The organism is Citrobacter sp. Cf088 (genome assembly GCF_030334295.1).
GTDB lineage: Bacteria > Pseudomonadota > Gammaproteobacteria > Enterobacterales > Enterobacteriaceae > Citrobacter > Citrobacter freundii.
The window spans coordinates 14,451-28,183 of sequence record NZ_JAOWEE010000029.1 but is presented as its reverse complement, the minus strand read 5'-3'; the positions used below and the strand labels follow the sequence as shown (position 1 = coordinate 28,183).

The window sequence follows — 13,733 nt, the reverse complement described above, 5'->3', positions numbered from 1 at the left end:
TCAGGCGAAGTAGTTGAGTAAGGTCGAAATTACCGTTCGCTGGTTGACCGGCGACAGGTTGTAGAACAGCGGTAAACGCAGCAAACGCTCGCTCTCTTTGGTGGTGTAACGATCAACACCGGCAAATACGCCGAATTTGTCGCCAGCCGGGCAATCATGCAGCGGGATATAGTGGAACACCGCCATAATTTCAGCTTCTTTCAGGAAGTTAATCAACGCGGTGCGATCATCGATATCGCGCAGCTTGATATAAAACATATGGGCGTTTTGCACGCAATCGTCCGGTACAGAAGGCAGCTCGATACGTCCGGTACGCGCCAGCGGTTCAAGAGCATCATAGTAGTTCTGCCACAGCGTCAGACGCTGCTGGTTAATGCGGTCCGCTGCTTCCAGCTGCGCCCACAGATAGGCGGCCTGTAGATCGGACATCAAATAACTGGAGCCGATATCACGCCAGGTATATTTATCTACCTGGCCACGGAAAAACTGGCTGCGGTTTGTCCCTTTTTCACGGATGATCTCTGCACGTTCGACTAATTTTTTATCATTAATCAGCGTCGCGCCGCCTTCACCACCTGCGGTATAGTTTTTGGTCTCATGAAAGCTAAAGCAACCGATGTGACCAATCGTCCCCAGCGCCCGACCTTTGTAAGTCGACATAACGCCCTGGGCCGCATCTTCCACCACAAACAGGTTATGTTTGGTCGCCAGCGCCATAATAGTATCCATTTCGCAGGCCACGCCCGCGTAATGCACCGGCACAATCGCGCGGGTTTTGTCGGTGATCGCCGCTTCAATCAGCGTTTCGTCAATGTTCATGGTATCCGGGCGGATATCAACAAAGACAATTTTCGCGCCTCGCAGCACGAAAGCATTGGCCGTGGAGACAAACGTATAGCTTGGCATAATGACTTCATCGCCAGGCTGGATATCCAGCAGCAATGCCGCCATCTCAAGCGATGCGGTGCAGGAAGGCGTCAGCAATACTTTCTCGCTGCCAAAATGCTGTTCCAGCCACTGCTGGCAGCGACGGGTAAAACCGCCGTCGCCACACAGTTTGCCGCTGTTCATCGCAGCCTGCATGTAATCGAGTTCAGTGCCCACCACCGGCGGTGCGTTAAATGGAATCATCGTGTCACCTGTATAACCAATACGCGGTGCTTTCCACATTCGCACCACTGTGTATATAACGTTTAAGCGCGGCGGTATTGCCCATTTGGGTCGCCACACGCAGTGCTGTTTTACCGTGAGCCTGCGCCCAGCAAAGCGCGGCCTGCATCAGTTCTGCTCCCGCCCCACGCCCGGCTAGCAGGCCAATTCGCGCCTCGGTCGCATTCAGTTCACGCAGCGAGACATAGCCACGAATCTCACCTGTTGGTGTACGAAAAACGAGGCATTGATGATCGAACGTCCCCAGCACCGCGTTTTCAATCCACTGCGCATAAAAACGCGCGCTGGCATCTGCGGGATACCACGGGGCGCGAAAACGACTTTGCGCGAACGCCTGTCCTGCCAGATGGCGTAATGCAGGGATATCCGTAGTTTGTGCGACCTGCGCACCGGGGTCACCATGCGCACACGTCACTGGCAGCACAAAATCCACTTCACCTTCAACCAGTGAGAAGCCCAGCTGTTGCAGGGCATCTAATGCTTGGGTATTGGCGGCAGGTATTTTTGCCTGTACCCGCGACCAGGGCTGCAACGCATCCGCAGTCAGAACCGACGCGTGTTGGTCAAAACGCACAATGGCGCTATGCACGCCAAAGAACGTATTTTCCCAGCTAAGCGGCTCAATACTGGCGCGGATTTTCACCGCCAGACCCCTTTGGTATCAACGACATATTGCTGGTGAACCGCATCGCCTTTAATGGCTTTAAATTCATTGTGGTCGACCAGCAAGACCAGCACATCGGCGCTTCCCAGGGCATCGTCCAGCGTTGCCAGTTGGCACAGACCGTCCAGTTTTTTCGGCAGTTGATGGATATTCGGTTCCACTACCAATGTTTCGCCTTTGTGCCAATGCGCGATACTTTGCGCAATTCCCATCGCCGGGCTTTCACGTAAATCATCAATATTCGGTTTAAATGCCAGACCAAAACAGGCAATTTTCACTTCGCTGGCCCGTTTATTGGTATCTGCCAGACAGTCGGCCACGGCAGCTTTTACCCGTTCGACCACCCAATGAGGCTTACCGTCGTTTACCTCACGCGCGGTGCGAATCAATTTCGCCTGCTGCGGGTTCTGCGCCACGATAAACCACGGATCAACCGCAATACAGTGCCCGCCAACACCCGGACCCGGTTGCAAAATATTCACGCGCGGATGGCGATTTGCCAAGCGAATCAGTTCCCAGACGTTGATCCCCTGATCGGCGCAAATCAGCGACAACTCATTGGCGAAGGCGATATTGACGTCGCGGAAGCTATTTTCAGTCAGCTTGCACATTTCCGCAGTGCGCGCGTTGGTCACGACACATTCACCCTCAAGGAAAATGTTGTACAGTTCGCTAGCACGCGCGGAACAGACGGAGGTCATTCCCCCAATCACGCGGTCGTTTTTAATCAGTTCAACCATCACCTGGCCCGGCAGCACGCGTTCTGGACAATAAGCAATGTTAACGTCAGTCTGTTCCCCGACCTGCTGCGGGAAAGTCAAATCAGGGCGCATTTCAGCCAGCCATGTGGCCATCTGTTCGGTAGCCCCGACAGGCGACGTCGATTCAAGGATCACCAACGCGCCTTTTTTCAGCACCGGAGCAAGAGACTTGGCTGCGGCTTCCACATAAACCATATCGGGTTCGTGCTCTCCCTTAAACGGAGTAGGCACAGCAATCAGATAGGCATCCGCATCTACAGGGGTTGTGGTCGCACGCAGAAATCCATTTTCGACCGCCGTTTTCACCACGGCGCCCAAATCTGGCTCTACGATATGAATTTCACCGCGATTAATGGTATCCACCGCGTGTTGATTTACATCTACGCCAATCACATGCTTTTGACGGGAAGCAAAGGCAGCCGCCGTCGGCAGTCCGATATAACCCAGCCCAATGACAGAAATGGTCGTAAAACTCATAGCGATATCCGATTATTTTTTAACGCGTGTAAAATACGGTCACATGCCTGCCCGTCACCATACGGATTATGGGCGCGGCTCATGGTCTGATATTCATTGTCGTCATGCAGCAAACGCGTGACTTCTTCGACAATACGCTGCGGGTCTGTCCCTACCAGACGTACTGTGCCTGCAGTAATCGCTTCCGGACGTTCCGTCGTTTCGCGCATCACCAGTACTGGTTTCCCCAGAGATGGGGCTTCTTCCTGAATCCCACCGGAGTCGGTAAGGATCAGCCAGGCGTGATTCATCAGCCAGACAAACGGCATGTAATCCTGCGGTTCAATCAGGATGACGTTTACAACGTGACCCAGAATGCGATTCACCGGTTCGCTGACGTTAGGATTCAGGTGCACCGGATAGACAATCTGTACGTTCTGATTGGACGCAGCAATTTCCGCCAGCGCATGGCAAATGCGTTCAAAACCGCGACCGAAGCTTTCCCGACGATGACCGGTCACCAGTATCATTTTTTTATCAGAGCTCAGGAAAGGATAATGCTCTGCTAATTCAGCACGCAATTTATCGTTCGCCAGTACGCGGTCGCGAACCCAGATCAACGCATCAATAACCGTATTACCTGTAACGAAGATACGGCTATCAGAAATGTTTTCCCGTAACAGGTTTTGGCGCGAGTTTTCTGTTGGCGCAAAATGATACATAGCCAGACGCCCGGTCAGCGTCCGGTTCGCCTCTTCCGGCCAGGGAGAGTAGAGATCGCCTGTACGTAAACCCGCCTCCACATGCCCTACCGGAATACGCTGATAGAACGCGGCCAGGCTAGTAGCGATGGTGGTCGTGGTATCGCCGTGAACCAACACAACGTCAGGTTTAAAATCAGCCAGAATAGGCTTTAATCCTTCAAGTATTCGGCAGGTAATTTCTGTTAGTCCCTGACCTGGCTGCATAATATTGAGATCGTAGTCAGGTACAATGGAAAAAAGGTTCAACACCTGATCGAGCATCTCCCGATGCTGCGCCGTGACGCAAACTTTTGCCTCAAAATCAGGATCTTTTGCCAGCGCATGAACCAGAGGTGCCATTTTTATGGCCTCTGGTCGCGTGCCAAATACAGTCAGTACTTTCACATCGATTCTCTTCGGATTGGCAGTGAGGGCCCAGCCCCTCACTGCAACGATATTGCTAAATCGTGCGGCGGCGGGTTAACGCGACACCAGCACCGATCAGAGCCCCAACGATGCCCCACATAATCATCAGGAAAGCACGACGAGGGCTGTCACGTTTTACCGGTTCTTCCGGCGTACGCAAATAACGATAGGTCTGAAAACGCGGATCCAGAGTTGGCCCAACGTTCAGTGTGTTAAGCATGGCTCGGTTTTGGAAGTAGTCCAGATCGAAATCGGGACCAACAGATTGCAGGTTTTCGAGGCGCGCCTGCAGCATAGGACGTCCAAGCAAAAACAGTTCAGAATCCGGCAATTCTTCAGCAGGAACATCCGTAGAAGTACGCGAAATATTATGCTGTTCAGCAATTTTGAGCGCCTGCTCAATGTTGTGGACTCGGCGAGAGAAAATCGATTTCGCCACTTCTTCCTGGCGTTTAACCTGCGCCTTCATCTGCACAGTGCGTGCAGCCCAGGCGCCCTTCAGCTCATCATTCAGATGACGCGCAGCACGCTGACTGGCAAACGCCACGTACTGACGCAATAGATTGTTGGCATCAGGTGCCGTCTCGGCAATCAGCTTCACGCTGTCGTTGGTATTACGAACCGCATCGCCAGGCATAAACTGAATGTTATTGATCAGTTCATCCAGCATCACCGCATCGGCTTTGCTGTTACCCACCATACGTTGCTTGTAATAATCAGTCTGCTGCCAGAATTCACGACGCGTATCCCAGGAAGCAAGTTGCATGATGAATTCTTTATAGGCTTCATCCATCACTGACGGCTGATCCGCTGATGCAAGACTGGCCTTGATGTCCAGGTTACGTAAGAACTGCTGCTGAGAGTAATAGCCGCCCAACATATTAACCGTTGGCCTGTCTGAAATCGCCGTCGCACTCCACTCCTGACGAGCAAAGAACGTATAGGCGAGAGCGACTAACGCGAAGGCGAGAGCCATACCGACGATCCACACCTTCCCTGTCCACAAAGTACGAAACAACCCACGGATGTCCAGTTCATTTTCAGCGCTCATGGCATGTTCCCCCGGTAATGGTTGTGTCATCGTACCCTCAATTTATTTGGTTAAGTTTGGTTTACTGTCACGGTTTCTACGCAACTTGCGCTTCCAGCGTTTGATAAATCTCGCCACCTTCCAGGCGCGTTTTATACAGATGTCGTACAGGACAAACGCCAGTAAAAAGAGCACCAACATCACCCATTCCGGGACAATACGAGAATATTCAGCCAACACGCCGATAGAAGCCAGGATCGCAGCAGCCAGCGTAATCAGGACAAAAGCCTGTCGGGAAGTAAACCCGGCGCGCATGATTAAATGGTGAATATGTTGGCGATCCGGAGAGAAAGGGCTCATGCCTTTACGTAAACGGCGATACATAATTGCCACCATATCCATTAACGGAATGGCAATAATCCACAGAGCCGTGACCGGGCTAATAGGATGCGTTGGCCCCTGGGTAGTCTCCAGCAGAATCCAAATCACCGTGAAGCCAATCAACGTACTTCCCGCATCCCCCATAAAGACTTTATAGCGGCGTCCGAGAATCCCCAGGTTCAGTAGGATGTAAGGCAGAATGGCGGCGATCATGGCAAAACACCAGATGGCCAGGCTTGTCTGGCCATCGAACCACAGAATAAGCCCCATCGCGGCGAATGAGACACTGGATAGCCCACCGAGCAGACCATCGATCCCATCGACCATATTGAAGGCGTTAATCGCCGCCCAAACGGCAAACAGGGTCAGGAAATAACCAAAAGGACCGAGCACCATCTCCCAGGGGCCGAAAATATAGCCAAGGCTTAGCAGATAGAGTTTGCCCACTGACATCATAATGATGCCAATAAGGGCCTGGATGGTCGCGCGGATTTTTACACTGATATCAAAACGATCGTCCAGGGCACCGATAAACACCAGTACACCGGCACAGGCCAGGTAGAGAGTAGCATGCGGGATATAATAATCGGCGATGAGGAAGGTAAAGCAAATGCCTGCGTAAACCGAAATCCCCCCAACCAGCGGAATCAGTCCCTGATGACGTTTACGGAAGTTGGGTTTATCCACCAATCCAATCTTTTTCGCAACCTTGCGGGCAAAGAAAAGAAACAGCGTTGTGAATAAAAAAATACTGATGAGATCAGTACTTGCTGTCAGTAAATTCACTATACATGCTCTCAGAGAATATCAATATATGAAGTATAACCATCCGGGCGATTATTCAGAAGAGAAACCCGATTCCATATCAGGTGGTTCTGTATGATTATTAACCACAAAATACGAATTACAACCCTTCGTCACCAGGCGGTATGTCATACCGGATTATTATTATTGTGTCGTTAAGATTACATCCACAAAAGCAAAACGCCACGTAAAAACGTGGCGTTTTCAGATGATGCCCGAATCAGGAACGCTTCATCATATCGAAGAAGTCGTCATTGGTCTTGGTCATCGCCAGTTTGTTAATGAGGAATTCCATTGCGTCGATTTCACCCATAGGATGGATGATTTTGCGCAGGATCCACATTTTCTGCAGCTCTTCCTGGGTAGTGAGCAGCTCTTCTTTACGGGTACCGGAACGGTTGTAGTCGATAGCCGGGAAGACGCGTTTTTCAGCAATCTTACGAGAGAGGTGCAGTTCCATGTTGCCGGTACCTTTAAACTCTTCATAGATAACTTCATCCATTTTAGAGCCGGTATCAATCAGCGCAGTCGCGATGATGGTCAGGCTACCGCCCTCTTCCACGTTACGTGCAGCACCAAAGAAACGCTTCGGACGATGCAGGGCGTTGGCGTCCACACCACCGGTCAGTACTTTACCGGAAGCAGGAACCACGGTGTTATATGCACGTGCCAGACGGGTGATGGAGTCAAGCAGAATGATAACGTCTTTCTTGTGTTCAACCAGACGTTTCGCCTTCTCGATAACCATTTCCGCAACCTGAACGTGGCGGGAGGCAGGTTCGTCAAAGGTAGACGCAACCACTTCACCTTTCACCAGACGCTGCATCTCGGTAACTTCTTCCGGACGTTCGTCAATCAGCAGCACCATCAACACGCAGTCAGGATGATTGTATGCAATGCTCTGCGCGATGTTCTGCAGCAGCATGGTTTTACCCGCTTTCGGCGGAGCAACAATCAGACCACGTTGGCCACGACCGATCGGCGATGCCAAATCCAGTACACGTGCCGTTAAGTCTTCAGTAGAACCATTACCACGCTCCATACGCAGACGAGAGTTTGCGTGCAGCGGCGTTAAGTTCTCAAAGAGGATTTTATTACGGGCGTTTTCTGGTTTGTCGTAGTTAACTTCGTTAACTTTCAACAGCGCAAAGTAGCGTTCACCTTCTTTCGGCGGGCGAATCTTACCAGAAATGGTATCACCAGTGCGGAGGTTGAAACGGCGGATTTGGCTGGGAGAAACGTAGATGTCATCAGGACCGGCGAGGTAGGAGCTGTCTGCAGAGCGGAGGAAACCAAATCCATCCTGCAATATCTCCAGCACACCGTCACCAAAGATATCTTCGCCACTCTTTGCGTGCTGCTTCAGGATGGCAAAAATAATGTCCTGCTTGCGCATACGAGCCAGGTTTTCAAGGCCCATATTTTCGCCGAGAGTGATCAGCTCAGAAACCGGCGTATTCTTTAATTCGGTAAGATTCATAATGGTGTGAGTTCTTAAACTTGGGGTAAATCTCGAACTTAATGTTGTGAATGGTATGGCAGGGTCATCCATGCCTGTTTACGGCCATCAACTCATGTCTGTTCGCTGTCTGGTCACAGGAAAGTACGCAGAACTGAAACGACAAGACGGATTGAGTGACAAGCCAGGAATCTGTCCACTTCTCGCGCGAGAAACAACGGGAAGTATTGGATATAACTAGATTCAAACTTAATAAGGTATGTTTAATACGAAGTCAACACTAACTTAGCACGACTCAAGTCGGGCGTCCAGTCATCCGAATCATTTCGAAGTATGGTCGCCCGATCATGAGACTTCCTTACGCTAAATTAGCGTCGAGGAATTCTTTCAACTGACCTTTGGACAGCGCGCCGACTTTTGTCGCCGCAACTTCGCCGTTTTTAAACAGCAACAGGGTCGGGATGCCACGGATACCATACTTCGGCGCGGTGCCTGGGTTTTGGTCAATGTTCAATTTAGCAACCGTCAGTTTGCCCTGATATTCGTCAGCGATTTCATCCAGAATCGGAGCGATCATTTTGCACGGACCGCACCACTCTGCCCAGAAATCAACGAGGATTGCTCCGTCCGCTTTGAGTACATCCGTGTCAAAACTGTCGTCAGTCAGGTGAATAATTTTATCGCTCATAATAACTCCACAGGAATAAGCCTGGTGCATTGGTGTAGCATTAATCAACGACGTGTTGATGTAGCATTAACCAACTAAAGGTTGACTTTATTTCACCGGATACGCTTTCGTAAAGCAATAGTAAGCTGATATTCTACCACACTATGAGCAAAACACATTTAACAGAACAGAAGTTTTCCGACTTCGCCCTGCACCCAAAGGTGATAGAAGCCCTTGAAAACAAAGGCTTTCATAACTGCACGCCCATTCAGGCCCTCGCGCTGCCGCTAACGCTGGCTGGTCGTGATGTTGCCGGGCAGGCGCAAACCGGTACCGGAAAAACGATGGCGTTCCTGACGTCAACGTTTCATTATCTTCTCTCTCATCCCGCGATTGCCGATCGCAAGGTGAACCAACCGCGTGCGTTAATTATGGCGCCAACGCGTGAGTTAGCCGTGCAGATCCACGCCGATGCCGAGCCGCTGGCACAGACCACTGGTCTGAAATTAGGCCTGGCGTATGGCGGCGACGGTTACGATAAACAGCTGAAAGTGCTGGAAAGCGGCGTCGATATTCTTATCGGCACGACCGGTCGTCTCATCGACTATGCAAAACAGAACCACATTAATCTGGGCGCGATTCAGGTCGTGGTGCTGGATGAAGCCGATCGTATGTACGATCTGGGCTTTATTAAAGATATCCGTTGGCTGTTCCGTCGTATGCCGCCAACCACCCAACGTCTGAATATGCTGTTTTCTGCAACCCTCTCTTATCGCGTTCGCGAACTGGCGTTCGAACAAATGAATAACGCTGAGTACGTTGAAGTCGAACCGGAACAGAAAACTGGCCATCGCATTAAAGAAGAGCTCTTCTACCCCTCCAACGAAGAGAAAATGCGTTTGCTGCAAACGCTGATTGAAGAAGAGTGGCCAGATCGCGCCATTGTTTTTGCTAACACCAAGCATCGTTGTGAAGATATCTGGGGCAGCCTTGCTGCAGACGGCCATCGTGTCGGTCTGCTGACCGGTGACGTGGCGCAGAAAAAACGTCTGCGAATCCTTGATGAATTCACCCGTGGCGATATCGACATTCTCGTTGCGACGGATGTTGCTGCACGTGGTCTGCATATCCCAGCCGTAACGCACGTATTTAACTATGACCTGCCGGATGACTGTGAAGATTACGTTCACCGTATCGGTCGTACCGGTCGTGCTGGTGCAAGCGGTCACTCTATCAGCCTCGCTTGTGAAGAGTACGCGCTGAATTTACCCGCAATTGAGACCTATATCGGCCACTCGATTCCGGTCAGCAAATATAACCCGGATGCGCTAATGACCGATCTGCCGAAGCCTTTGCGCTTAACGCGCCCGCGCACAGGCAATGGCCCACGCCGTACCGGTGGTGCTCCGCGTAATCGTCGTCGTTCAGGTTAAGAAAAGTTATGCCATACACAAAATCATTCAGCCTGTATCAAGGCGGCAAGAAAACGAATCCTGATGAACCTACTTTAGTAAGTGATTCGGGTGAGAGAACGCAGCCAACACAGATACAGGTTGAAGGATGAAGTGTATGAATTCTACTTCGCTGTATGCGGCAATCGATCTCGGATCAAATAGTTTTCATATGCTGGTTGTACGCGAGGTGGCAGGAAGCATCCAGACGCTCACTCGTATCAAACGCAAAGTGCGTCTGGCTGCTGGACTCAACGGTGACAACGAGCTCTCTGTTGAAGCAATGGAGCGCGGCTGGCAATGTTTGCGCCTGTTTGCAGAACGTCTGCAGGATATCCCGCATCCACAAATCCGCGTGGTCGCCACGGCAACATTACGCATCGCCGTAAATGCCGATGTGTTTATTGCTAAAGCGCAAGAGATCCTCGGCTGCCCTGTCCAGGTGATTAGCGGTGAAGAAGAAGCGCGCCTGATTTATCAAGGTGTGGCCCACACTACCGGCGGTGCAGATCAGCGTCTGGTCGTCGACATTGGCGGGGCCAGCACTGAACTGGTTACCGGTTCTGGCGCGCAAACCACTTCCCTGTTCAGCCTGTCAATGGGCTGCGTCACCTGGCTCGAACGCTATTTTACCGATCGTAATCTGGCACAGGAAAACTTTGACGAGGCCGAGAAAGCCGCTCGCGAAGTTCTGCGCCCGGTCGCCGACAAACTGCGTTTTCATGGCTGGAAAGTTTGCGTTGGTGCCTCTGGCACCGTCCAGGCGTTGCAGGAAATCATGATGGCGCAGGGCATGGATGAGCGCATTACGCTGGCCAAACTTCAGCAGCTTAAGCAGCGCGCCATTCACTGCGGTCGTCTGGAAGAGCTGGAAATCGAAGGGTTAACGCTGGAACGTGCGCTGGTTTTCCCCAGCGGGCTGGCCATTCTGATTGCTATTTTCACCGAACTGAACATTCAATGCATGACCCTGGCCGGCGGCGCATTACGTGAAGGTCTGGTCTACGGTATGCTGCATCTGGCGGTGGATCAGGATATTCGAAGCCGCACATTACGCAATATCCAGCGTCGCTTTATGGTCGATACAGAGCAAGCACATCGCGTTGCCAATTTAGCGACTAAATTTCTCGATCAGGTAGAAAAAAAGTGGCATCTTGAACCGATTAGCCGCGAATTACTGATTAGTGCCTGTCAGCTGCATGAAATTGGCCTAAGCGTTGATTTTAAACAGGCACCACAGCATGCCGCTTATCTGGTGCGCAATCTCGATCTCCCGGGTTTTACCCCTGCGCAAAAGAAACTGCTAGCGACGCTGTTACTCAACCAGACCAATCCCGTCGATCTCTCTTCGCTCCACCAGCAAAACGCAGTGCCACCGCGCATCGCGGAGCATCTTTGTCGTTTGCTACGCCTGGCGATCATCTTCGCCAGTCGTCGCCGTGACGATCTTGTGCCGGAAATTCAATTGGATGCAAGAAACGAGCACCTGACGGTCACTCTACCAGAAGGCTGGCTGGAACATCATCCGCTGGGTAAAGAGTTAATCGATCAGGAAAGCCAGTGGCAAAGCTATGTCCATTGGCCGCTGGACGTTCATTAGATGTTGGTTGCCGGATAGTGCTTACACATATCCGGCCCATAAAATACCTACTTCGCTTTAGCTTTCGCCATCATTGCCCGAATATTAGCGATGCTGGCCTGACCTTTTTGCATCCGTTCCTCTGCGCTCACCACTTTTCGCTCTTGCTCCCAGATAACGTCATCCTGTGGCAGCTCCAGAAGGAAACGACTCGGTTCCGGACGCACCAGCTCACCGTACTGACGACGCTCTTTACATAGCGTGAAGATGAGCTCTTTTTGTGCACGCGTAATCCCTACATAAGCCAGACGACGTTCTTCGTCGATATTGTCTTCATCGATACTGCTCTGGTGCGGCAAAAATCCTTCTTCCATTCCCACCATAAACACGTATGGGAACTCCAGCCCTTTTGAGGCATGCAGTGTCATCAATTGCACCTGATCCAGCTCTTCTTCACTCTCTCCACGTTCCATCATGTCGCGTAGGGTAAAGCGGGTAACAGCCTGGGTCAGGGTCATTGGCTCTTCCAGCTCACTGCCTTCCAGCATCTCCGTCATCCAACTGAACAGCGTATTGACGTTTTTCATACGCATTTCAGCCGCTTTCGGGCTCGGCGAGGTTTCATACAGCCAGGATTCGTAATCAATACCGTGGATAAGATCGCGCACAGCGGCAACCGGCTCACGCTCCGCCAGACGCTGAATTTCCCCCAGCCAGTGCGTAAAGCGAGTCAGAGAATCATACCCGCGCCCGGTCAGTGTCTGGCTAAGCCCCATATCAAAGCTGGCGGTAAACAGGCTTTTATTACGTGTCATCGCCCATTCCCCCAACTTTTGCAGCGTGGCCGGGCCGATTTCACGTTTTGGCGTGTTTACGATCCGCAAAAATGCGCTATCGTCATCCGGGTTGCTCAGCACGCGCAGATAAGCCAGCAGATCTTTAATCTCCGGACGCGAGAAGAACGACGTTCCGCCGGAAATTTTGTACGGGATACGGTTCTGCATTAGAAACTTTTCGAACACGCGCGACTGATGATTACCGCGATACAGGATGGCGTAGTCTTTATACTGCGTCTTGTTCACAAAATGATGGGCAATTAATTCCCCGGTCACGCGTTCCGCTTCGTGCTCTTCATTGTTGGCACTCAGTACCTTCAGTTCGGCACCGTAACCCAACTCGGAAAAGAGTCGCTTTTCAAAGACGTGTGGATTGTTCGCAATAAGGATGTTCGCCGCCTTAAGGATGCGACCTGATGAACGGTAGTTTTGCTCCAGCTTCACCACCTGCAAAGCCGGAAAATCTTTGCTTAACAGTACCAGGTTCTGTGGACGGGCGCCGCGCCAGGAGTAGATCGACTGATCGTCATCGCCCACGACGGTAAAGCGCGCGCGTTTACCTACCAGCAACTTCACCAGCTCGTACTGGCTGGTGTTGGTATCCTGATATTCATCCACCAGCAGGTAGCGGATTCTGTTTTGCCAGCGCTCACGCACTTCTTCATTGCGCTGTAGCAGTAGCGTGGGAAGCAGGATCAGATCGTCAAAATCGAGGACGTTACACGCCTTCATATGCGCGTCATACAGACCATAGCAGTGGGCAAAAATACGATCGCGCTCACCCTTTGCACTGGCTGCCGCCTGTGCCGGAGTCATCAGATCGTTTTTCCAGTTGGAGATCGTCGAGATCAACTGCTGGAGGATAAGCTTATCGTCTTCGATTAGCCCTTCGGTCAGTTCCTTGAGCAAGGCCACCTGGTCAGTATCGTCAAACAACGAGAAGTTAGACTTCATCCCCAGCGCCGCATATTCACGCTTAATGATATCCAGTCCCAGGGTGTGGAAGGTGGAGATCATCAACCCACGCGCCTCTTTACGACCCAGCGTTTGCGCCACGCGCTCTTTCATCTCGCGCGCAGCCTTATTGGTAAAGGTCACGGCCGCAATATGGCGTGCCTGATAACCACATTCACGGATCAGATGGGCGATTTTGTTGGTGATAACACGCGTCTTGCCGGAACCCGCTCCCGCCAACACCAGGCAAGGTCCGGTGACGAATTCGACGGCTTGTTGTTGTCCGGGGTTCAAACGCATAAAGGGTCACTCATGAAAGTCGGGAGGGGAGAATAACAGCGTGGTAGTATAG

At 51.6% G+C, this 13,733-nt stretch carries 12 protein-coding genes; 2 read left to right on the top strand and 10 right to left on the bottom strand.

From position 1 onward, the window contains the following. The 9 genes from rffA to trxA all read right to left on the bottom strand — a co-directional run bounded on the left by rffA (nucleotide 1) and on the right by trxA (nucleotide 8,582). Nucleotides 1-1,131 (bottom strand): dTDP-4-amino-4,6-dideoxygalactose transaminase, encoded by a 1,131-nt coding sequence (rffA, locus tag OGV71_RS02180; RefSeq protein ID WP_003017973.1) that lies wholly within the window; start codon nucleotides 1,129-1,131, stop codon nucleotides 1-3. 4 nt (nucleotides 1,132-1,135) lie between these two features. After that, nucleotides 1,136-1,813 carry a dTDP-4-amino-4,6-dideoxy-D-galactose acyltransferase gene (gene rffC / locus OGV71_RS02175; RefSeq protein WP_204583140.1) on the bottom strand — a complete coding sequence of 226 codons (678 nt, stop codon included), beginning with the start codon at nucleotides 1,811-1,813 and terminating at the stop codon, nucleotides 1,136-1,138. After that, the gene (wecC, locus tag OGV71_RS02170; protein ID WP_286532521.1) at nucleotides 1,810-3,072 is read right to left on the bottom strand and encodes a UDP-N-acetyl-D-mannosamine dehydrogenase; all 1,263 of its coding nucleotides are present in this window, start codon (nucleotides 3,070-3,072) and stop codon (nucleotides 1,810-1,812) included. The genes rffC and wecC overlap by 4 nt, the downstream gene beginning before the upstream one ends. Further along, nucleotides 3,069-4,199: a non-hydrolyzing UDP-N-acetylglucosamine 2-epimerase gene (gene wecB, locus OGV71_RS02165; RefSeq protein ID WP_286532518.1), complete on the bottom strand. Its 1,131-nt coding sequence runs from the start codon at nucleotides 4,197-4,199 to the stop codon at nucleotides 3,069-3,071. Before wecB ends, wecC begins: the two co-directional genes overlap by 4 nt. Nucleotides 4,200-4,254: 55 nt before the next feature. Further along, on the bottom strand, nucleotides 4,255-5,301 hold the full coding sequence (gene wzzE, locus OGV71_RS02160) for an ECA polysaccharide chain length modulation protein (protein WP_204583142.1): 1,047 nt from the start codon (nucleotides 5,299-5,301) through the stop codon (nucleotides 4,255-4,257). 12 nt (nucleotides 5,302-5,313) lie between these two features. Then, nucleotides 5,314-6,417, bottom strand: a complete 1,104-nt coding sequence (wecA, locus tag OGV71_RS02155) for a UDP-N-acetylglucosamine--undecaprenyl-phosphate N-acetylglucosaminephosphotransferase (protein WP_003017991.1) — start codon at nucleotides 6,415-6,417, stop codon at nucleotides 5,314-5,316. Nucleotides 6,418-6,655: 238 nt separating this feature from the next. Next, a complete protein-coding gene (rho, locus tag OGV71_RS02150; protein ID WP_002437993.1) occupies nucleotides 6,656-7,915 on the bottom strand; it encodes a transcription termination factor Rho in 1,260 nt (419 codons plus the stop codon). 87 nt (nucleotides 7,916-8,002) lie between these two features. After that, nucleotides 8,003-8,122 (bottom strand): rho operon leader peptide, encoded by a 120-nt coding sequence (locus tag OGV71_RS02145; protein ID WP_049259789.1) that lies wholly within the window; start codon nucleotides 8,120-8,122, stop codon nucleotides 8,003-8,005. Between the two features lie 130 nt (nucleotides 8,123-8,252). After that, nucleotides 8,253-8,582, bottom strand: a complete 330-nt coding sequence (trxA, locus tag OGV71_RS02140) for a thioredoxin TrxA (RefSeq protein WP_001280776.1) — start codon at nucleotides 8,580-8,582, stop codon at nucleotides 8,253-8,255. A 143-nt stretch (nucleotides 8,583-8,725) separates the two neighbouring features. On the opposite strand from trxA, the gene rhlB reads away from it, so the two are divergent. Further along, nucleotides 8,726-9,994 (top strand): ATP-dependent RNA helicase RhlB, encoded by a 1,269-nt coding sequence (gene rhlB / locus OGV71_RS02135; RefSeq protein WP_003017994.1) that lies wholly within the window; start codon nucleotides 8,726-8,728, stop codon nucleotides 9,992-9,994. 136 nt (nucleotides 9,995-10,130) lie between these two features. After that, complete coding sequence (gppA, locus tag OGV71_RS02130; RefSeq protein WP_003017996.1) at nucleotides 10,131-11,612, top strand: guanosine-5'-triphosphate,3'-diphosphate diphosphatase; 1,482 nt, start codon at nucleotides 10,131-10,133, stop codon at nucleotides 11,610-11,612. A gap of 47 nt (nucleotides 11,613-11,659) precedes the next feature. On the opposite strand, the gene rep is transcribed toward gppA, so the two are convergent. Continuing rightward, complete coding sequence (rep, locus tag OGV71_RS02125; protein ID WP_204583144.1) at nucleotides 11,660-13,681, bottom strand: DNA helicase Rep; 2,022 nt, start codon at nucleotides 13,679-13,681, stop codon at nucleotides 11,660-11,662. Nucleotides 13,682-13,733 lie beyond the last annotated feature (52 nt).

Bases quoted from the DNA above. Each gene is read 5' to 3' on its own strand.
- rffA (WP_003017973.1), bottom strand. From the start codon at position 1,131: ATGATTCCATTTAACGCACCGCCGGTGGTGGGCACTGAACTCGATTAC.
- rhlB (WP_003017994.1), top strand. From the start codon at position 8,726: ATGAGCAAAACACATTTAACAGAACAGAAGTTTTCCGACTTCGCCCTG.
- rho (WP_002437993.1), bottom strand. From the start codon at position 7,915: ATGAATCTTACCGAATTAAAGAATACGCCGGTTTCTGAGCTGATCACT.
- wzzE (WP_204583142.1), bottom strand. From the start codon at position 5,301: ATGACACAACCATTACCGGGGGAACATGCCATGAGCGCTGAAAATGAA.
- gppA (WP_003017996.1), top strand. From the start codon at position 10,131: ATGAATTCTACTTCGCTGTATGCGGCAATCGATCTCGGATCAAATAGT.
- rep (WP_204583144.1), bottom strand. From the start codon at position 13,681: ATGCGTTTGAACCCCGGACAACAACAAGCCGTCGAATTCGTCACCGGA.
- wecC (WP_286532521.1), bottom strand. From the start codon at position 3,072: ATGAGTTTTACGACCATTTCTGTCATTGGGCTGGGTTATATCGGACTG.
- trxA (WP_001280776.1), bottom strand. From the start codon at position 8,582: ATGAGCGATAAAATTATTCACCTGACTGACGACAGTTTTGACACGGAT.